Source organism: Calothrix sp. NIES-2098, assembly GCF_963875125.1.
Lineage (GTDB): Bacteria > Cyanobacteriota > Cyanobacteriia > Cyanobacteriales > Nostocaceae > Aulosira.
Window position 1 is genome coordinate 6,507,340 of sequence record NZ_CAWNKJ010000001.1, and the last position, 19,785, is coordinate 6,527,124.

At 37.8% G+C, this 19,785-nt stretch carries 18 protein-coding genes; 12 read left to right on the forward strand and 6 right to left on the reverse strand.

Features of this window, described 5'->3' with window-relative positions:
- The 8 genes from AACU33_RS27210 to AACU33_RS27245 all read left to right on the forward strand — a co-directional run bounded on the left by AACU33_RS27210 (window position 1) and on the right by AACU33_RS27245 (window position 8,586).
- The gene (locus AACU33_RS27210; RefSeq protein ID WP_096592602.1) at window positions 1-2,724 is read left to right on the forward strand and encodes a glycosyltransferase; all 2,724 of its coding nucleotides are present in this window, start codon (window positions 1-3) and stop codon (window positions 2,722-2,724) included.
- Window positions 2,721-3,941, forward strand: coding sequence for a rhamnosyltransferase WsaF family glycosyltransferase (locus tag AACU33_RS27215; protein ID WP_096592605.1), 1,221 nt, complete (start codon window positions 2,721-2,723; stop codon window positions 3,939-3,941). Before AACU33_RS27210 ends, AACU33_RS27215 begins: the two co-directional genes overlap by 4 nt.
- A gap of 206 nt (window positions 3,942-4,147) precedes the next feature.
- On the forward strand, window positions 4,148-4,585 hold the full coding sequence (locus AACU33_RS27220; RefSeq protein ID WP_096592607.1) for a methyltransferase domain-containing protein: 438 nt from the start codon (window positions 4,148-4,150) through the stop codon (window positions 4,583-4,585).
- A 19-nt stretch (window positions 4,586-4,604) separates the two neighbouring features.
- Window positions 4,605-5,585 carry a glycosyltransferase gene (locus AACU33_RS27225; protein ID WP_096592610.1) on the forward strand — a complete coding sequence of 327 codons (981 nt, stop codon included), beginning with the start codon at window positions 4,605-4,607 and terminating at the stop codon, window positions 5,583-5,585.
- Between the two features lie 46 nt (window positions 5,586-5,631).
- Window positions 5,632-6,549 carry a glycosyltransferase family 2 protein gene (locus AACU33_RS27230; protein ID WP_096592613.1) on the forward strand — a complete coding sequence of 306 codons (918 nt, stop codon included), beginning with the start codon at window positions 5,632-5,634 and terminating at the stop codon, window positions 6,547-6,549.
- A 17-nt stretch (window positions 6,550-6,566) separates the two neighbouring features.
- Window positions 6,567-7,637 carry a glycosyltransferase family 4 protein gene (locus AACU33_RS27235; protein ID WP_096592615.1) on the forward strand — a complete coding sequence of 357 codons (1,071 nt, stop codon included), beginning with the start codon at window positions 6,567-6,569 and terminating at the stop codon, window positions 7,635-7,637.
- A gap of 89 nt (window positions 7,638-7,726) precedes the next feature.
- Window positions 7,727-8,122, forward strand: a complete 396-nt coding sequence (locus AACU33_RS27240; RefSeq protein ID WP_339376319.1) for a hypothetical protein — start codon at window positions 7,727-7,729, stop codon at window positions 8,120-8,122.
- Window positions 8,119-8,586, forward strand: coding sequence for a nucleic acid-binding protein (locus tag AACU33_RS27245; RefSeq protein ID WP_096592618.1), 468 nt, complete (start codon window positions 8,119-8,121; stop codon window positions 8,584-8,586). Before AACU33_RS27240 ends, AACU33_RS27245 begins: the two co-directional genes overlap by 4 nt.
- Window positions 8,587-8,637: 51 nt before the next feature.
- Here the strand turns inward: AACU33_RS27245 and pyk are convergent, their stop codons facing one another.
- Window positions 8,638-10,404, reverse strand: coding sequence for a pyruvate kinase (gene pyk, locus AACU33_RS27250; RefSeq protein WP_096592621.1), 1,767 nt, complete (start codon window positions 10,402-10,404; stop codon window positions 8,638-8,640).
- A 502-nt stretch (window positions 10,405-10,906) separates the two neighbouring features.
- Between pyk and crtR the strand changes: the two genes are divergently transcribed.
- Together crtR and AACU33_RS27260 are read left to right on the forward strand one after the other, a co-directional pair.
- A complete protein-coding gene (gene crtR, locus AACU33_RS27255; protein ID WP_096592623.1) occupies window positions 10,907-11,806 on the forward strand; it encodes a beta-carotene hydroxylase in 900 nt (299 codons plus the stop codon).
- A gap of 169 nt (window positions 11,807-11,975) precedes the next feature.
- Window positions 11,976-12,179 carry a hypothetical protein gene (locus tag AACU33_RS27260; RefSeq protein ID WP_096592626.1) on the forward strand — a complete coding sequence of 68 codons (204 nt, stop codon included), beginning with the start codon at window positions 11,976-11,978 and terminating at the stop codon, window positions 12,177-12,179.
- Window positions 12,180-12,186: 7 nt separating this feature from the next.
- On the opposite strand, the gene AACU33_RS27265 is transcribed toward AACU33_RS27260, so the two are convergent.
- Window positions 12,187-13,434, reverse strand: a complete 1,248-nt coding sequence (locus AACU33_RS27265; RefSeq protein WP_096592628.1) for a serine/threonine-protein kinase — start codon at window positions 13,432-13,434, stop codon at window positions 12,187-12,189.
- Window positions 13,435-13,657: 223 nt separating this feature from the next.
- On the opposite strand from AACU33_RS27265, the gene AACU33_RS27270 reads away from it, so the two are divergent.
- The gene (locus tag AACU33_RS27270) at window positions 13,658-14,761 is read left to right on the forward strand and encodes a PstS family phosphate ABC transporter substrate-binding protein (RefSeq protein ID WP_096592631.1); all 1,104 of its coding nucleotides are present in this window, start codon (window positions 13,658-13,660) and stop codon (window positions 14,759-14,761) included.
- A gap of 210 nt (window positions 14,762-14,971) precedes the next feature.
- A complete protein-coding gene (locus AACU33_RS27275; RefSeq protein WP_096592634.1) occupies window positions 14,972-15,157 on the forward strand; it encodes a hypothetical protein in 186 nt (61 codons plus the stop codon).
- 3 nt (window positions 15,158-15,160) lie between these two features.
- Here AACU33_RS27275 and AACU33_RS27280 read toward each other — a convergent pair whose 3' ends face one another.
- The 4 genes from AACU33_RS27280 to AACU33_RS27295 all read right to left on the reverse strand — a co-directional run bounded on the left by AACU33_RS27280 (window position 15,161) and on the right by AACU33_RS27295 (window position 19,405).
- A complete protein-coding gene (locus AACU33_RS27280; protein ID WP_096592636.1) occupies window positions 15,161-16,084 on the reverse strand; it encodes an ion channel in 924 nt (307 codons plus the stop codon).
- A 119-nt stretch (window positions 16,085-16,203) separates the two neighbouring features.
- Complete coding sequence (locus tag AACU33_RS27285; RefSeq protein ID WP_096592639.1) at window positions 16,204-17,112, reverse strand: YsnF/AvaK domain-containing protein; 909 nt, start codon at window positions 17,110-17,112, stop codon at window positions 16,204-16,206.
- 250 nt (window positions 17,113-17,362) lie between these two features.
- Window positions 17,363-18,268, reverse strand: a complete 906-nt coding sequence (locus tag AACU33_RS27290; RefSeq protein ID WP_096592642.1) for a DUF2382 domain-containing protein — start codon at window positions 18,266-18,268, stop codon at window positions 17,363-17,365.
- A 300-nt stretch (window positions 18,269-18,568) separates the two neighbouring features.
- Entirely contained in the window at window positions 18,569-19,405 is an 837-nt protein-coding gene (locus tag AACU33_RS27295) for a DUF2382 domain-containing protein (protein ID WP_096592644.1), read from the reverse strand.
- Window positions 19,406-19,785: the final 380 nt, after the last annotated feature.

A 19,785-nucleotide genomic window follows, 5' to 3' on the forward strand; every position in this document is an offset into this window, starting at 1 on the left:
ATGACCAAATTGAATTATCAAAATTTTTACGATCAAAATTATTATCTACATATGGTTCCTGGTATTCCTTATGATAGAACAGCCAAAGATGGACATTGGCTACGTTTTTTTAATGCAGTTGCCGATAAGTTAGTAAATTATGTGTCACCAATTTCTGTGTTAGATGTCGGTTGTGCCAAAGGTTTCTTGGTGGAAGCATTTTACAACCGGGGTGTTTTGGTACATGGTTTTGATTATTCTGAATACGCAATATCTTGTGTGAGAGAAGATTTAAAATCTTCTGTGTTTGTTGCTTCTGCTACTGATTCAAGTGCTTTCCATAAAAATCAAGATCTTTATGATTTAATAACATGTATTGAAGTAGTTGAACATATGCCACGAGATGAGGCATTATATGCAATTAAAAATATGTGTCAATATGGCAAAGTAATATTTTTTTCTTCTAGTGCTGATGATTTCGCGGAACCATCTCATTTAACAGTTTTACCTCGTATTAGTTGGCTTAAAATATTTTTAGAACATGGTTTTATTCCTGACTACAATTTTAACATGTTAGATTTAATACCTCATGGTATTTTATTACGCAAAATAGAAAATAAAATTAACGAAATTAATAAGCTTATAGAACTAAACGAATTGCATTGTAATAGCTTAACAACTGAGATTAACAATAGAAAAATTCTCCAATCAAAAGTGAATTATTTGCAAGCAGAATTAGAAAGTGCTCAATCTCAACTACAAGCAACTCAAGCAAAATTAGAAAATACTCAATCTCAACTACAAGCAACTCAAGCAGATTTAGGAAAATTGCAAAATCTTGTATCTTGGATGAAGACTAGTAAATTTTGGAAGTTACGAACAATATATCTGAATTTAAAAGAAAAAATCACGGATATTATAAATCTACCTTTATTTAAACTTGCAATTAAAAGTATTGCCCTAATCAAAAAAGAAGGTTATCGGGAATTTTCCAAACGTACATTAAATTTTTTTCAACCTCAACTTATGAGCTTCCAGACTAGGATTGTTTTCCTAGATACAGTTATAGCAAAAGTTTTACAGAATTTGTCTGATTATTCAGAATATACTCAATGGATTAAAAACTATGAATTTACAGATGAAGAACTAAAGCAACAAAAAATTAAAGTTTCAAATTTTGATTGTCAACCTGTTTTAAGTGTAATACTTCCAGTTTATAAATTACCTTTAAGTATCTTAAAAGAAACAATTAATAGTGTATTTCAACAAACTTATAGCAATTGGGAGTTGTGTGTTACATATGCAGATAGTAACATACAAACAATTCAATATTTAAAAAAATTAAGTTTGCAAGATAAACGGTTCAAGCTAGATATCATCTCAGAAAATAAGGGAATTTCTGGCAACTCTAATGTTTCTCTAGCAATGGCTACTGGAGAATTTATAGTTTTACTTGACCATGACGATATATTATCACCTTGGGCATTCTATGAAGTAATAAATAAACTAAACAAGCAGCCTGATTTAGATTTTATTTATTCAGATAAAGACTGTATTAGTGCAAACAGTATGGTTAGGTCTCGACTCTTACTCAAGCCAGAGTGGAGTCCAGAAATTTTATATTCCGTTAACTATTTGACCCATTTGTGTGTCATTCGGCGAGATCTTGTGAATCGTATAGGCGGATTTCGTCCAGAAACTGATGGGGCACAAGATTGGGATTTATTTTTACGTGTTACAGAACAAACATCACGTATTGCGCGAATTAATTCTGTACTTTACCATTGGCGCATTATACAAGGCTCAACTTCTTTGGGTATAGCTTCTAAACCCTATGCACTTGAAGCACAGATGAAGTCTCTTCAAGATCATCTGAGTCGAATACAACTACCAGCAACAATTTCACCACATCCAGAATGTGGTTTTCGATTAGAATGGACAACCCCACCTGCAAAAGTATCAATTATTGTTGATGGTGAAATCTCTTGGGACTGTTTATCAGCTTGCATAAGTGCTATTTCGCAATTTGCTGACCCCAATTTACATAAAGCCAAAATCGTTTTACCAGAATCTAATTATTATTCACAAGCAAATGAACTAAGAATTCTTACAGAACAAATTAATTTACCTATTGATTGGCTACCAGTAAGTGAAGGTAATTCTAAATTAGCAACTTTAGCAGATGCGGCGAGACAGGATACTGCTGATGTAGTTTTATTTGTATCAGGTCAAGTCGTTAGATTTCAAGAGGGATGGATACAAGAATTAAGTGGTTGGGTTTTTAATCATCCAGATATTGGATTTGCTTCAGCTCTTATTCTGACCAATCAAAATATAGTTGTTGAAGCTGGATTGGTTGTTGATAAACATGGCAATGGCTCTCCATTATTTTATGGTAATACGTTATATTCTTGGGAAATATTTGGTGGAGCATTATGGTATAGGAACTGTAGCGCTAGCTCTCCTTGGGCATTAGCTTTCAGTTACGAACATTACTTATCATTAGGAGGATTATCCACAGATTCTTATTCTGTTCAGGATGCAATGATCAAACTTTGTCAAGCTAGTCGGGCTACTAATAAACGTGGTTTGGTAAATCCCCATGCGAGAGCATTCTTGGTAGATTTACCGGATAACATTACGCCAAAGTTTGATGACTCATTAACAGATGATCCTTATTTTCATCCTGCATTTGGCTCTGTAGTACCTTTGAAATTAAAAGTAAAATATGAAAGATTATCATGAAATTTCCAAGATTTACCAAGAACATAATTAAAAAAAATTTAATTCCCTTAGATAAGTTTACTCAAGATTCGACTGCATTAGCCGCAGTCATGGACTTTTCATCCAGCGACATTTCTCAAGTTCAACAACATCCAGAAAGGGTTATTTCATCTGGAGCACATATTGTCAATTGGTATTTACCATCTTTTGAAAACGCTTTTTATGGCGGAGTGATGACAATACTACGTACAGCTGATTATTTACTTCAAAAAGGAGGAATGCATCAAAGATTTTTAATTTGTGGGGATGCAAAAGCTGATGTTATTTTCGGAAATATTATTAAAGCATTTCCAGAGTTAAAAACTTGTGAAGTAATAATTCTTAACACCGCGGAAGCACTCAATAATATACAGCCTGCTGACTTTTCTATAGCTACACTTTGGACAACTGCTTATGTATTGCTAAAAGTTCAAAATACGGGATTGAAATTTTATTTTATTCAAGATTTTGAACCTTTATTTTATCCAGCTGGTTCAACCTATGCTCAAGCTGAAGCAACATATCGATTTGGATTTTATGGAATTGCCAATACTATCAGTTTACAAAATATATACGAAAGTGAATATGGAGGAAAATGTATTCATTTTACTCCTTGTGTAGATACTAAAGTTTTCTATGCAGATAAGAATTACAGAAAAGATCATCCTAAACGTATCTTTTTTTATGGTCGTCCCGGACATCCTCGGAACGCTTTTGAGCTAGCCATTACAGCTATGCGTCAACTCAAAAATCGTTACGGTTCTGGTATCGAAATATTATCTGCTGGTGCAAACTGGAACCCTAAAGACTACGGGTTACAAGGAGTGATAGAAAATCTTGGCTTACTAAGTTATCAAGCGACAGGAGATCTATATCGTTCCTGTCATATTGGACTATCCATGATGATGACTAAGCATCCATCTTACTTGCCTTTGGAGATGATGGCATGTGGTGTATTAGTTGTTTCAAATATTAATAATAGTACAAAATGGTTATTAAAAGATAGGCAAAATTGTCTTTTATCCTATCCAAGTGCTACATGCATAACTGAAACAATCTCAGAAGCAATTGAACGCTATAAAGATTTAGAACATATTAGAATTAGTGCTGTTCAAGAAATCATTAATAATCATGAAGATTGGGATGTTGAAATCAAAAAAATTTATAATTTTATTCTCCATCCTGAAAAAAATTTATAATTTTATCCTCAATCGTGAAACTAAACCTAACAAGAGCGAAATTAAATCTAATGGCGTTTTAATGCAATCTAATGGCAGTATTTTCGGCTCAATGGTCTTTTATGTAAGAAATGGATATCGTCACTATGTGCCAGACATAGATTGATTGGATAAATGATCATGGCTATAATTGGCCTGATGATATTCAAATAGTCAGTGATAAAACTTTGCTCAATTTACTGCCTGCTCGCTCAACACCACATTTTTGGTCATTTGCAGACTGGCAAAATCCAACAAAAAACAGTAATTTACAGATGCGGGAAATAGCTGCATCTAGGCTTTTTGATCAGGGGATTGAAGTTGGAGCAGCTGCCTCTCCTTTTCCTATACCTTTACATTGTAGTGTTGAATATGCAGATATATGTCCTCAAACAACAATTAAAGATATATTATATCCTGGACAAAATTTTCATAATTTAATTAAACCAACTTTGATTACTGATTTAGAAAAACTCGAAGGAATTGAAGATAATAGCCTAGATTTTATAGTTGCTTGTCATGTAATTGAATATGTTAGCAATGTTTTATTAGCTTTAGAGAATGCTTACAATAAACTCCGTGTAGGGGATTATCTAAGCACAACATTTCGTTGTTTAAACTTATAAATTTACTTACATAAAATGGATGAAAAAAGAGAAAATAGGTATTATTTTAGCGACTTTTAATCCGCAAATAGAGTATTTCCAAAAACAAATTCAGTCTATTCAAAACCAGACTTGGCAAAACTGGATTTGTCATATTGTTGATGACTGTTCTGAGCCTGAATATCAAACTGTAATCCAAAACACGGTCGGAAATGATTCACGCTTCATTTGTCATTTCCACAGCCGTAATGTTAGACATTATTATAATTTTGAGCGTGGTTTGCAATACTGTATTCAAGACCCTACAATTACAGCGATCGCTTTTTCCGATCAAGATGATATTTGGATTGAAGAGAAGCTAGAAGTATTGCAAAAGAAATTACGCTGCGAACACGCACTATTAGTTCATTCCGATATGAAGCTAATAAACAGTGATGACGAAACTATCAATCCTTCTACTTGGAATTTTGAAGGACGCAATCCTGAAAAAGCTACGGTGGAGTTATTATTGCTTCGCAATGTTGTCACAGGATGCTCTTTGTTATTTTGTACTTCTCTTATACCTTATATTCTGCCTTTTCCCCAACAAAATGAAGTTGGCTTACACCATGACTGGTGGATAGCACTAGCTGCTATGCAAATGGGAAAAATAATTCATATTCGCCAACCTTTAGTTCGTTATCGGCTTCACGGTACGAATACAGTAGGAGCTATGCAAAACGCAGGAAATTTGCACAGTGAGATAATGCTATGGATTAGTAAAAAATATCGCATTACTGGTAAAAGTTATTTCACACATTGTAACTTGAATAAAGCATTTTATACTCGATTTCATCAACAATTAGATGCAAGTTGGTCTAATCCATTTGATGAACAGAAATTAGATTTTGGCTTAAGTATTCTCAAGCTTTGCTACCAAAGTTTACAAACAGGTTATCGTGCTGAGGGTATAGCGCTGCGAATTTGGATCTTTAAGTTTTTATTTGATATAAAAAAATTAAAATATATAAATATATATTGATTTTATTGCCAGTATTTTCAGTCAATAAGAATAAGAATTAAAATAAATGACACAGCCACAAGCGATCGCAGTATCTATTATTTTAGTTAACTATAATGGAATAGAAGTTTTACCAAATTGCTTAAGCTCTTTAGAAAAACTTCTTCAACCGCCTAATTACGAAATTATTCTTGTGGATAATGCCTCTACTGATAGTAGCTGGGAATTAGTTTCAGAAAAATATCCTCAAGTTCGCTTAATTAGACAGACCAGAAATCTTGGCTTTGGAGCAGGGAATAATGCTGGTGCTAAAATTGCTGCTGGCGAGTTTTTATTTTTATTAAATACTGATACGGTACTTACTAGCAATATTCTGCCACATCTAATTGATTTAATGCAGGCAGATACCCAAGTAGGAATTATCGGGCCGAAACTGCTAAATCCAGATGGAAGTTTGCAAATTTCTGTGTCACCAGCGTTGGGAATTAAAGGTGAATACCAAGCTCGTCAGATGCACCAAGCTTATCAAAAAGCTTCTAACTTAAATTTTATTGAGCAGAAATTTCAAGAAATACAAGAGGTAGATATTGTTGTAGGTGCCGCTTTTTTTATCCGAGCCAGTTTATTTCAAGCATTAGGCGGGTTTGATGAAAACTTTTTCATGTATTTTGAAGAATCAGATTTGTGTCAAAGAGCGCAGTATCTAGGATATAAAATAATCTATACGCCTCATGTATCTTTGATTCATTTAAAAGCATACTCAATACAAAAAGCTGCCAACTTAATGGCTGTTGAATATAGGCGTAGTCAAATTTACTTTTATCAAAAACATCGTCCTTTATGGGAGCAGTTAGTATTGCGACTATATCTTTTTTATAAATTTTTTGGAGAGTTGATCGCTACAGCTAATCCTAATTGTTTAAAAATTATTATTTTATTATTTACATTCAAGAAACCTACTTTTAAAGTATCTTTACCTAATTAATAATTGATTTTGTTTTTATGACTATATTAGCCAATTTATCTTTCGCTCCTACACAACCAACAGGTTGGCTAAGTTATAGTTTTAATTTATTACCAGCCTTAAAAGCTTTAGATATAGAGGTATTAAGCCCAATTGAAATTGCAGGAATCAAATGTCACCAATCTCCAGCAAATATTACAACGGAGTTTGGGATACAAGGGCATTTAAAACGCTTACTATGGACACAATTTCATTTGCCAAAGTTTTATCAACAGCTTAAGTATAAATTATTATTTTCTCCTATTCCAGAAGCTCCTTTATTTTCATCCTGTTCTTATGTTGTTACTGTTCATGATTTAATTCCTTTAAGGTTTCCACAATATTTTTCTTTAAGTCAAAGAATCTATTGCAGTTATTATGTTGCTGCTGTTATCGAACAGTCAAAGCATATAATTTGTAATTCCAAAACTACGGCTCAAGATTTAACTAGTTTTTTAGAAGTTTCTGAAGAGAGAATTAGTGCTATTACACTAGGATATGACAGCAAAAATTTTTGTTTTTTAAATTTACCAAAGCAAAACTATTTCCTTTATTTAGGTAGACATAATCCTCACAAAAATCCTGCTCGATTAATTGCTGCATTTGCTGCTTTACCTAACAATAGTAATTACGAACTTTGGTTAGCAGGGCCTAGCGATCGCCGTTACACCCCAACTTTAAAAGTACAAGTTGAGGAACTGGGTATTACAAATCGGGTGAAATTTCTGGAGTATGTTCCTTACAAGGAATTACCAAAAATTATTAATGGTGCGATCGCATTAGTTTTTCCTAGCCTCTGGGAAGGCTTTGGCTTACCTGTCTTAGAAGCAATGGCCTGCGGTACTCCAGTGATTACTTCTAATATCTCCTCCCTTCCAGAAGTAGCTGGTGATGCGGCGATTTTGATCGATCCTTACAATACAGGGGAAATTACAGCAGCTATGCAGGCTGTGGCGAATGATGCAAATTTGCGATCGCATCTTTCACTTCAAGGTATCGCTAGAGCCAAGCAATTTAGTTGGGAAAAAACCGGAGAAGCCACCGCTGAAGTTTTATCTCGCTATTTATAAGTTGCTGCGGATTCATAGAAATGGCATTGAAGAAAATCCACAAGCGATCGCACAGTAAAATTAATATGTAAACGTTCAAAATATGCTGTATGACTACATCAATAGAACTACCTACTGGCAAAATCTTGAATATTGCTCGTTTTATTGCGCTGATACCAGTTACCAATAGTGCCGATAGCAGTTATCACCTGATTTTAGAAGGATATCCTCACCATATCAATTTAGAATCATCAGATGCTCAGGCTTTGAAAAAATTTTTGGAATTAGATAAAGACAATACAGCTAGCACTAATCAAACAGTATGGGACAAAGACAAACAAATACTGAAAAATCAACGAGCTATGGAACTTTTAGCAAAACGCATGGAACATGACGACAATATATCTGACTCAGAAGCTATGGAGAGACAGGAATTTTTTGAAAGGTTTAAACAAATAATGGATGCTGAAAGGCCAGAGGGACAGAAGCTATATTCAGAATCATGATAGTTTTTATAGATTCAGGGGTGCTAGGGATTCTCGCTAACCCAAATAGGGCTGGTGAAGTGCGCGACTGTCGGGAATGGCTTTATAGATTACTGGCAAAAGGTGTCTATGTTTGTTCTTCTCAAATTTGTGATTTTGAAGTGAGAAGAAGCATGATACTGGAATCTCAGATAAAACCTTTTTTTAATCACATTCCCAATTTAGATCGGCTGCAAGAAATTATAACTTTCCTACCAATAACTGCTGAATTAGTGAAAAAAGTATCTGCTCTTTGGGCTGTTGCTCGTAGTCAAGGTCTTCCTAATGCGGATGCCAAAAGCCTTAATATTGATATGATTATTTGTAGCCACTGGCAAATGTTACAAGAAGAATTTCCTGGTCGTTATGTTGCGATCGCCACTACTAATGTCAAGCATTTAAGCCGCTTTACTGAGGCCAAAATCTGGAGAGATATTAGCCTGTAAACTGAAAGGATGAAGGATGAAATCTTTTTTCATCCTTCATCCTTTACACTTCTAAGGTGTTCCCACTGCGCCAGAGTAAATCAAACCCCGTTGCATATCCATCGTTAAAATTGCCCCATCGCGAATTACTTGCGTCGCCTTCTTCACCCCAACAATTACTGGTACACCAAGACGCAAGCCAATTACTGCTGCATGGCTGCTAAGACTCTCATCTTCTGTAATAATTCCTGAAGCTTTGCGAATCGCTTCGACAAAATCCGCACTGGTACGGGATGCAACTAAAATATCTCCAGGATTAAAGTTACTTGCATCCAGACCCGTGTGGGCAACCCTTGCACGACCGCTGACAGAACCTTGTCCCAGTCCAATTCCCTGGCCGAGAATCGCCGTTACTACTTCAACTTTAATTAAATCTGTCGATCCGGAAACGCCTTGCAGTGTACCAGCTGTCATCACCACCAAATCGCCTTCAGTTAATAGCTTATTTTCTTGAGCGACATTAATAGCAGCTTGAAAAGTTTGACCAGTAGAAGGTAGTTCTAAAACTAATAGCGGCTTGACTCCCCATACCATTTGTAATTGTCGCGCTACATTGACGTGGGGTGTGATAGCTAAAATCGGTGTTTGGGGACGGAACTTAGACACATTACGAGCTGTTGCTCCAGTTTGGGTTAAGGTCATAATTGCCGCCGCACCCAACTGTTCGGCAATTTGTCCTACAGCTTGGCTAATGGCATTGGGAATAGAACGCCTGGTATCTCTCAAAAGACGATTGGCGTTTTGCCGTTCTTCCTGTTCAATACGTTCGGCAATTCTAGCCATCGTTGCTACAGCTTCTACTGGGTAATTACCTACAGCCGTTTCGTTAGAAAGCATGACTGCATCTGTACCATCCAAAATCGCGTTTGCCACATCTGATACTTCGGCACGAGTCGGACGGGGGTTACTCACCATGCTGTCCAGCATTTGCGTAGCGGTAATGATCGGAATCCCCAAGCGATTTGCTGTAGCAATTAGCCGCTTTTGCAGCACCGGCACATCCTCTGCTGGTAGTTCAACCCCTAAGTCGCCTCTAGCCACCATCACACCATCACACAAAGCTAGAACTGCTTCCATTTGTTCAATGGCTTCGTGCTTTTCAATTTTGGCTACTACTGGCACATTCTTACCTGTGCTGGAAATTAGCTCTTTAATTTCGATGATGTCCTGAGGATTGCGAACAAAAGAAAGTGCTACCCAGTCTACGCCCTGATCTAGACCGAACATTAGATCCTCGCGGTCTTTGTCAGTCATAGCTTTAATAGATAAGTAAACTCCCGGAAAGTTGACGCCTTTGTTGTTAGAAAGTTTACCAGCTACAGTGACACGACAATGCAGATCGCCTTTATCGCGGTTGATGTCCTCGACTAACATTTCTACTCGTCCATCATCGAGGAGGATTTTGGCACCTACAGGGACTTCTTCTGCTAAGTAGTCGTAGGTAACGCAGCTAATTTCTTGGGTGCCGATGACTGGGCGATTTGTCAAGGTAAAGCGATCGCCTTTTGCTACAACTATAGACCCATTTTCAAACCGCCCCAAGCGAATTTTTGGCCCTTGCAAATCTTGGAGAATTGCCACTGGCTGATTTAGTTCAAAAGCAGTTTGCCGAATTAAGCGGATATTGCGCTGATGGTCGGCATGAGTTCCGTGGGAGAAGTTTAGCCTTAGTGTCGTTGCACCCGCTTCAATAATTGCTTTGAGCATTTCTGGACTGCTAGTTGCAGGTCCAATAGTAGCGACAATTTTTGTGCGGCGTAGAGAATCTCTTAATTGCATAGGGGCTGATTCTAGGATCTATCTAGGAAACCATCGTAAATTAAGGGGCATTTTCATTTCCGTCACTGCTATATCAATCAGATGGCAGCAGTTAGAAAGGGGAATAAAGGCTAATACTGCGGCGCGAATTCAAAAGCCAAAAACCTTTTATTATCAGTTTTTGTCCTGTTTTGAATAGTATATTTATTTGCGCCAAGCTGCATTAGTAGTGAAACTCTAAAGACTTCCTCTAGCGGAGGCTTCAAAGCAGTGGGATAGACTAGTTATCGTACACTAATCTTGGTTCCATCCATCTCAGGGATGATATCCTGCTCTCCAATTCTTGGTATTGCTACACCACTACTTTTCGCAAATACTCAAGTTATGTTTGGAATCATAGCCTGATTTATCTACAGTATCCGCAAAACTGCCGATTGAGGTTGCTATACAAAATTTTATAAAAGTTTATCTTTTACTAATCTTTGTCGTATATTCGTAATGTTTGATAAAGAAGGAGATTAGAATGCTTACGTCGGAGGCAAGGAAGCCACTGACAGTCCCTCCCAAGGAATTTTTAGCACCTCCCGGTGATTTTAACCCTACACTGCTACTGTTTTTTGCAGCAGTGACGATGCTAGTGTTATCTAACTTTGGTTACTGGTTGTGGGAATGGCCGCACTGGCTTTGCTTTAGCATTAATACTCTAGCGTTACATTGTTCTGGGACGGTGATTCATGACGCTTGTCATCAAGCTGCCCATCGCAACCGAGTCATCAATGCGATGTTAGGGCATGGTAGTGCGTTGATGCTAGCTTTTGCTTTTCCAGTGTTTACGCGAGTGCATTTGCAGCATCACGCCCATGTTAATCATCCCAAAGACGATCCAGATCATTATGTCTCAACTGGCGGGCCGCTGTGGCTGATTGCGGTGCGGTTTCTGTACCATGAAGTATTTTTCTTTCAACGGCAACTGTGGCGTAAATATGAGCTACTAGAATGGTTTATTAGCCGCTTGATTGTTGTGTCAATTGTTTATATTTCAGTCCAGTACCACTTTTTGGGCTATATTCTCAATTTTTGGTTTATACCAGCATTTATTGTGGGCATAGCACTGGGATTATTCTTTGATTATCTGCCCCATCGTCCTTTTGTCGAGCGCGATCGCTGGAAAAATGCTCGCGTCTATCCTAACCCCATTCTCAATATCTTGATTTTGGGGCAAAATTATCACCTGATTCATCATTTATGGCCTTCCATTCCCTGGTATAATTACCAACCTACATACCATTTAATGAAACCGCTGTTAGATGAAAAAGGTTGTTATCAAACTTCAGGATTATTACAAAGAAAAGATTTTTTTGAGTTTGTTTACGACATATTTTTAGGCATTCGGTTTCACCATCAAAAACCAACTGAGAACTAACAAAATATCACAGACAGACTAATGGTTAAAGGACTGTTAATCAATCAATTAACCATTGTCTGACTTCATAATTAATTTTTCCACTCAATGCTGATTTATGGCTTGAGATTCTACCATTAAAATGGATGTAAAATAAGGTACTATAAAACAGGTTGTTGTGGACAAAACCATGAACCGCAAATCTTCCTCAACTGACTTAGCAGATAAGCCAACGGACTTGAGAAATAGCTCAAAAATAAAAATTTGGATATGGAGCGCTATTGGTCTGCTAATGACTAACTTAGTTGTAGTTGGGATTGTTGCGTTTTTGATCCACAGAGATAGCGTGCAATATCAGCCTAATCAACCTGCAAGCCAACAAAGGCAACAATAAATCAAGCTTAACGCTGTTCCTCTGGTATTTGTAGACGCAAATCTTGGACTTGAGGCTCAGGATTAACTAGCTGTAAAGACCAGTAGCTAACAATCATGAGAACTAATCCAGAGAACACGCCTACTACTAAGCCAATTAACAAAGCAGGTTTTCTAGAAAAAAGAGAAACAGTAGCATTGCTAATCTGGGTACTACGATCCTTTACTAATGAGGAATTTTGTGATTTTTTTATTTGCGAGTAGATATTAGTTGTCGGTGACAGCGTATCTGATAGTGTAATATCGGTCGATTCGTCGTTAATCAATGGTGTAAATATCTCATCACCAGAAACTCGATCGTGTTCCTGCGCACCAAAGGCTAGTTGATATTCTAATTGAATGTTGACTGATGCTGGAGAAACATAAAAATTGCTTAGTTCTAAGAGTGCTTCTAATGCTTCTTTAGCTGACTTATATCGGTCTTGAAAGTGGTAGCGCACCATTTTATTCAGTACTGAAGCCAATCCACTACTAACCTGTGCCAAGTTTTGCCAAATTATCTCACCTGAATTAGAATCCTCTGGCAATTGTGTTGGATGTACCCCTGTCAGCGCTTGAATACCAATCATTCCCAGAGCGTAAATGTCACTATTTAAGCGCGGTTTGCCTCGTTGTTGCTCTGACGGCATATAACCAGGAGTACCGATCGCGATCGTAGTGTATTGTTCTATAGGGGTAAATATCGCAGTTTCTTCTTGACCTCTAATCAGTTGATTCCAAATTGGCTTAACAGCACCAAAATCAATCAGAATTAAACGATTATCTTGCTTCCGCCTAATAATATTGTTCGGTTTGACATCTCGATGAATTAGTCCTTGACTGTGAACAAAATTGAGAATAGTCAAGACTTCATACAAAAGTTGAAAAACCTTGGTTTCCGACCAGCAATGACCTGGTGAAAGTTCCGCGCTGAGGGGATGTCCTTCAATGAACTCTTGTACTAAGTAGAACTCAAAGTTGTCTTCAAAATTAGCTAAAAGATGAGGCACTAAATCATAATTGCTCAGTTTTTTCAGGGCCTCTACTTCTCGCGAAAATAGCCGTCTGCGAATTTCGATTGGAATTGCATATTTACTGCTAGGTAAAAAATGTTTGACGACACAGGTAGGATGATTGGGAAGATAGGTGTCTTGGACTCTGTAGGTTTGACAAAACGCTCCTTGACTCAAAACTTCAACAACCTGGTAACGATCGCCTAGTAACTTGCTATTTAACATGTTACGGTATCCCTGACGGTTGTGTTCAGTGATTTTACGTAAAAAGTATCTTTATATAAATTAATATATAGTTCTATTAAGGAAATTCACCGTAATTTACCAGAAGTCTTATCTAAACTTTATGAAGAGTGCATTTAGCAGTTGGCAGAAAATTAGAAAATATAGGAGATAATCCTGATTCTATCTTACTGAAAATCTGCTAAATGACAGGAAGATAAGCAAGATGACTAATGATAGCAAAAAAAGCGTTCCACTCAGCCAAGATGCCGTACAGATAATTAGAGGTTTGATTATTGGCGAACTGGTGACGGTTGCCATCATTGGTGGACTGTGGTTATGGCTCAGACCACGCCTTCAAGTCGATAACGATGCTTTCGCTGCCTCTGGTCGAGGTAGAGCAACTACTTCTGCACTTGCAACTTCAAACTTTCAGACTGTCACTAATATTCCTATAGGATCGTTCAACTACGGTGGTAGCACGGCTTGGGCACCAATTAGGCAGCTTGTAGACTCTCAGATTCAAATTGCTCGTCCGGAGCTACAGTTGCGCTACGTTAACCCTACTACTATCAGTCCTGGGTCTGGTTCTGGAATTCAGATGTTGCTTGATGGAAAATTGGATTTTGCTGAATCTTCCCGTCCTCTCACAGATGAAGAAAAAGATCGGGCTAGAAAGCAAGGCTTCATACTTGCAGAACATCAAGTTGGGATTGATGGGGTAGCAGTAGTAGTCAACCCAGCACTCAAAGTATCAGGCTTAACTGTCGAGCAATTACAACAAATTTATTTGGGACAAATTACCAACTGGAAACAAGTAGGCGGGCCAGACTTGGCTATTACTCCGTTCTCTCAACATCCAGAAAATGCTGATGTAGTATTAATATCTGGCAAGCAGGCTTTAGATAAGCAAACCCTTGGCTCTAATGTTCAGTATGTTTACTCCACAACAGAAGCACTGCGCCGTCTCAACCAAACTCCTGGAGGAATATATTACGCTTCTGCGCGGGGAGTGGTGCATCAATGTACGGTCAAGCCGCTACCTTTAGGTATAAATACTGCACAGCTAATTTCTCCCTATCAAGAACCCTTTGTACCGCTAAACGAGTGTCCGCAAAAGCGCAATCAACTGAACACGGAAGCAATCAAAAATGGTAGTTATCCCATTACCTCTAAATTATTTGTAGTGATTAAGCAGAATCAGGGTAAAGAACAACAAGTAGGAGAAGCCTATCTCAGACTTTTAGCCACTGAACAGGGGCAAAAGGCAATTGAGCAAGCTGGCTTAATTCCAGAAAGGAAGCAGGAGCCAATAGCCAAAAGCAAGTAAATTTAAAGTAGTATTTTTTCGTTTGTTCACGACAATAAGATAAAGGCTAACCATCGGAAATTGTGCCGCAAAATATCCATAATTTACATGGGAAAATCCAGCATTATCTAGGGCAACCCAAGGCATCGTTTCTAGCTAGCAAATTTTTATGCTAAATGCTATTAGTAGGGCGATAATTAATATAGAGAGTAAGAATTCAATATAATTTATATGTCTTCAACGCCATGCCCCTGTTGTGTCGTTGTTCTTAATCAACAACAGGAGCAAAATATTTCTCATCAAAAGCAGTGCCAAGATACTCCAGACAAGCACAGCAAAAGTGTAGTTAAAAATTGTACTGTGGTTGAAAATGGTCGAGTTGTTGTCAAGCCGTTACCCAGTAAAACCGCTGATTAACCTTCAACTCATTTCATCCAGCGCTAAAACCTCGTGGAATTTCTGGTAATCAATATAACGATGCCCATCCTCTGTGTCGTGCATGATATTCACAAACTGATAATTCCATAGAATCTCAGTAGCACTATAGGTATGACGGGCATTAACAACCTGTGCCACTGTTTCATCAATCCCACTTACTGTAACTACAAGCGTAGTATTAGTCTCAACTAACGATTCTCCAGTCAGCCCATACAGAGGACTATACTCATCAATTGTATGCATCGCTAACCAAGTTAATGTAAAGCTAGGTGACTGATTCCGGCGCAGTTTGAGATCGTGAATCCGACGTATATAGTGTCCTTCTGCTGTGATCTCGTCCCGCATGAGGTACACTCGCATTTGTGCTTCCAGAATTAGGTTGCGACGCTGATTAGCTGTGCGGAACATGAGAGTTGGCTCGCCATCATGGGGTGTAATGACAGCAACACGGCTAAACAGCACGCGCGCAGTGGGACGGGAGAATCGAGCAAACGCTAGTCCTGTGGTGACGGCAATTCCCATCAAACCTGCCATCGCTTCAACGGTGACAATTGTATTAGCGTAAGCTGTTTTAGGATACATCGCCCCGTAGCCAATAGATGCTAGGGTTTGTACGCTAAAAAAGAAGACATCTAAAAAAGAGCCGGGTCGAGCATTTTCAATACAGTCTCCGCCTGCAAGGTAAGCTAAAGCAAATATGGCATTAGTAGCTATATAAGCAACAGCAGTTAGTAATAAAAAGCCAGTCCAGGGAATTGTTAACAGCAGATGATAAGGATCGCGCCAGTAAGAATACCAAGCACCCAAGCCGACAATATGGAATTGTCCGTCCCTGACTTTGATATAAACTCGCTGGGAGCGATGCGGCTTGTGCTTCCGAAAAAGTTTCTGCAATCGAAATCTCATTGGGAGTAGCCAAAAGAACTGCTTTCCGTTAATATAACTAGGTTTGGCAGTCCTTTAATAAAAAATTAGGATGAGCATTCCTCACCCTAATACTAGCTGACTAAAATAAAAGCTAATTTTTATGATTTTGGTGGTTGACCTTGAGAACAGCGATCGAACCACTCTTGGTATTGTTGACGATATTCTTCATTGTCTACAACAATTGACACTCTTACCTGCTGACAACCAGGTTGCTTTTCCAGAGCGATCGCATTCAAAAGTAAGCTAGCAATTTTAGGAGAGGTAAACAAGCCGCTGACAGTTAAACCATTATCCAGGTTTGCTGTTTCAGGTATTTCTGTTCCAGTCAAATCAATACCAGCTATTTCCTCTGTCCCTAAATCTATTTCTGCTAGTTGTTTGTGTTCTGGGCTGACTTGTTCTACAATCAGTTTTTCACGCCGGACAGGAACTTGCACCATCCGAGTTTCAATTTCTTTGCGAACAATTACATCGCCAACTTTACGTTTACTACTATTAATAACTAATCTTTCTTCTAGTAATTTAATCTTCTCTTCAGTAACCTCTGTTAAATTGCTATTCTCTAGATTGCCATTTACAGTTTGATGATTAATTATTTGCCCATTTGAGCTATCTGATAACGTCTGCCCAACTGGCTGGTTAGATTCTGAATTTTCAGGCATATTCTCTATTTCCGATTTTTCTAAATCTACAAAAATCGATTGTGTAGGATTATCAATTTTTTGAATTCTTTGACTTCGCAATTTTAAAAGCTTATATTTATCATGCAATTGCGCGTCACTAAATTCTACATTGTATTGATTTAACCGTTGAGATATAACTAAGTTTAGTCGATTTTCTGTATCTAAAGTTAGCTCTCTGACTTCGCCTATCAGTTGACCCCGTTTATCAAGCACAGCAAAATTTCTGACTTTGCTTCCTAAGTTATCTAGCAGTTTGCTCACTCGTTTATTAATATCTGCTGGATTTGCTAGCTCGGATTTTCTGGCTACAGTTTGGCTATTCATACAGGCAAAATTTACTAACTGCTTTTAGTCGTTGTTTGTTAAAAACAAGAAAAATTAAAAATCTATCCTATAGCAATCTGTAATTCATACTTAGTAAAGTCTGATTGCTTTAATTTTTCCAGGTCGAATTTGTTGCTGGTTGTTAAAGAATAGTTATTACTGTTTAATTATCTGTACAGGCAAAGCTATTGCCAGCTTTACCTGTACTATGTCTAATTAGTTATTAGTTATTAGCTAATAACTATGTAGATTAGCGTTCATCAATTGGCAGTCCGCCAGTAGTATCTACATCTAATTCTTCACGACGCACAGTTGCTTGAGCTTCCGAAGTTTCTTGCTCTACAACTTTTTTGACTCTGACTTCTTCACGCACAACTGCTTCCTTGCGAATGTCAGGAGTTTCTTCATAAATTTCTACGCGAGCTACTTCACCTTCACGGAAATTAGCTTCGCCAGGAGCAACAGGACGGCCTGCATCTGTTGGTGTTACACGCTCAATTACTACGCGCTCCCTTTCCAAAGGAATTTCTACACTTGCAGTCTCAGTTTCAACGCGCTTACCAATTGCTACTTCTCCAGCTTTCTGGCGTCTCTTATTCGCAATTAGCCGTTCTTCATACAATTTTAGAGTTTGGTTGTCACGCTCATTGATGTTGAACAAACCAGGCTCGTTGTCGTAAGTGTAAGTATCGCGGTTGTAAGTAGGATAAGTTGGTGTTGTCAATGGCTGATAGCTTGTATCTAAAGGTGCTGTTGTGTCTACAGCAGATGTTGTATCTACAGAGCCTGTTGCATCTAGAGGACGACGGTATACGCCACGTACCCGTTCTTCATAGTCGTAATCAACTCCGGAGCGTTCGTTGAATTCTGGTAAATCTTCAGCTTGCTGTCTGGTCATACCAATGGCATAGACGCGGTCAACGTTATAATCAATCCGAGCGCGTCCAATAGGTAGCAATACTTTTTTACCAAAAATCCAGAAGCCTAAGTCAACAACTAGATAGCGGAAATGTCCCTCATCATCTACTAAAACATCGTTGACAGTACCAATCTTTTCATCGGTGCCTTCTGCATAAACACCAAGCCCTTTAATATCGCTACCTTGAAAAGTATCGCGGTAGTTAGGATCAAAATCATTTAATTTGTAAAGTGCCATTATATTTTTCCCTCAAATTTTTACTTTCATCCGCTAATAACTAAACTAGATTTTTATTAAGTGATTTTCATCTTTCTCACGACTGAATTAAATTTAGTCTGAAGAAGTAGATACATTATTTTTTAATTATTTTTGCCAATTATTTATTTTAATTTTATTTAACACGCCAAGAAGGCAGGCAAAGATAATCATCTACTTTGCCTGCGCAATAATTACGATAAGTGGGAATAGATACCCCTGAATATTCACAGATTTTAGTTTGCAGCGATCGCCTAAATTATCAAACAGTAATCTAGCTAATTAAATAGCTGTATCTCTCGGCGGATTTGTTTCGTTCACATCCAAATTACCGGAAGTATTAATATCTAACTCTTCCCGCCGCACAGTTTCTTCTGCTGCAACAGTATCGCTTTCTACTACTTTCCTAACTCGGACTTCTTCGCGCACAACAGTTTCTTTACGAATCTCAGGTGTTTCTTCGTAAACTTCTATGCGAGCGACTTCTCCTTCTTGGAACTGTAAGTCTTCTGCATTTACTACAGTTTCAGTCGTTGGCGTCACTCTCTCGATTACTACGCGTTCTTTTTGTATGGGGACGGAAACTTGTGCAGTTTCTGTTTCAATGTGCTTACCAATTGCAACTTCTCCGGCTTTAATCCGATTTTTATTAGCAATTAATCGCTCTTCATATAGTTTGATAGTTTGTTGATCTTGAGCGTTCAATTCATATAATTCTGGTGCTTGGTAACTAAATGTTCCCTGTTCAGAAGTTAATTGGCTGTTAGGCGAACGGTAAATATTGCGGACATTCTGTTCGTAGTCTTCATTAACTACAATGTTTTCGTTATATTCAGGTAAATGTTCTACCTGCTCTTTACTCAAACCATCAACATATACTCGGTTTTCAGGATAATTAATATGAGCTAGACCTATAGGCAGTAAGATTTTCTTATTACTACCATCAAAGCTGCTATCAATTACTAAATAGCGGAAACGACCATTATCGTCAACTAAAGCATCGGCAACCGATCCAACTCTTACTCCTCCTTGGGTGTAGAGTTCTAAAGCTTTAACATCATCACCACCAAAAATTTCTCGGTAGTTAGGTTCAAAATCTTCAAGTTTGTAGAGAGGCATAAGTTATTCCAAAATGGCTGCAAATATCTATGCATTAGCCTATGAAGTATTGAAGTTATTTTCCTCCTGCTGGCGACTGAAGTTTATTCATCAAATTTAGGATTTATACTTCATACTTAAGAACTGAAAGCGAACTCGATCTATAGCTTAAGTTATATATAAATTTAATTTATTAAATCTATCTCTAACTCTGGTATGAGGCTACTAGCAAAAGTCTGAATTATCAAGGGCTTGATTGACGCCGTAGTGTATGAGTTGGGAACTAACCACAAAATAGAAGTAAGGAAACATTACAGTAAAGATTTTCATCAATTTGTTGCAGACAGATTACAAAGCATTCTCTTTGAAGCTCGGAGAATTGACCGCTTGAGGCAAGTAGG

Excerpts from the sequence above, each read along its gene's own strand:
- AACU33_RS27265 (WP_096592628.1), bottom strand. The coding sequence starts at position 13,434 with ATGTTAAATAGCAAGTTACTAGGCGATCGTTACCAGGTTGTTGAAGTT.
- AACU33_RS27240 (WP_339376319.1), top strand. The coding sequence starts at position 7,727 with ATGACTACATCAATAGAACTACCTACTGGCAAAATCTTGAATATTGCT.
- AACU33_RS27285 (WP_096592639.1), bottom strand. The coding sequence starts at position 17,112 with ATGAATAGCCAAACTGTAGCCAGAAAATCCGAGCTAGCAAATCCAGCA.
- AACU33_RS27275 (WP_096592634.1), top strand. The coding sequence starts at position 14,972 with ATGTCTTCAACGCCATGCCCCTGTTGTGTCGTTGTTCTTAATCAACAA.
- AACU33_RS27260 (WP_096592626.1), top strand. The coding sequence starts at position 11,976 with ATGAACCGCAAATCTTCCTCAACTGACTTAGCAGATAAGCCAACGGAC.
- AACU33_RS27290 (WP_096592642.1), bottom strand. The coding sequence starts at position 18,268 with ATGGCACTTTACAAATTAAATGATTTTGATCCTAACTACCGCGATACT.
- AACU33_RS27295 (WP_096592644.1), bottom strand. The coding sequence starts at position 19,405 with ATGCCTCTCTACAAACTTGAAGATTTTGAACCTAACTACCGAGAAATT.
- crtR (WP_096592623.1), top strand. The coding sequence starts at position 10,907 with ATGCTTACGTCGGAGGCAAGGAAGCCACTGACAGTCCCTCCCAAGGAA.
- pyk (WP_096592621.1), bottom strand. The coding sequence starts at position 10,404 with ATGCAATTAAGAGATTCTCTACGCCGCACAAAAATTGTCGCTACTATT.
- AACU33_RS27235 (WP_096592615.1), top strand. The coding sequence starts at position 6,567 with ATGACTATATTAGCCAATTTATCTTTCGCTCCTACACAACCAACAGGT.
- AACU33_RS27230 (WP_096592613.1), top strand. The coding sequence starts at position 5,632 with ATGACACAGCCACAAGCGATCGCAGTATCTATTATTTTAGTTAACTAT.
- AACU33_RS27270 (WP_096592631.1), top strand. The coding sequence starts at position 13,658 with ATGACTAATGATAGCAAAAAAAGCGTTCCACTCAGCCAAGATGCCGTA.
- AACU33_RS27215 (WP_096592605.1), top strand. The coding sequence starts at position 2,721 with ATGAAATTTCCAAGATTTACCAAGAACATAATTAAAAAAAATTTAATT.
- AACU33_RS27210 (WP_096592602.1), top strand. The coding sequence starts at position 1 with ATGACCAAATTGAATTATCAAAATTTTTACGATCAAAATTATTATCTA.
- AACU33_RS27280 (WP_096592636.1), bottom strand. The coding sequence starts at position 16,084 with ATGAGATTTCGATTGCAGAAACTTTTTCGGAAGCACAAGCCGCATCGC.
- AACU33_RS27225 (WP_096592610.1), top strand. The coding sequence starts at position 4,605 with ATGAAAAAAGAGAAAATAGGTATTATTTTAGCGACTTTTAATCCGCAA.
- AACU33_RS27245 (WP_096592618.1), top strand. The coding sequence starts at position 8,119 with ATGATAGTTTTTATAGATTCAGGGGTGCTAGGGATTCTCGCTAACCCA.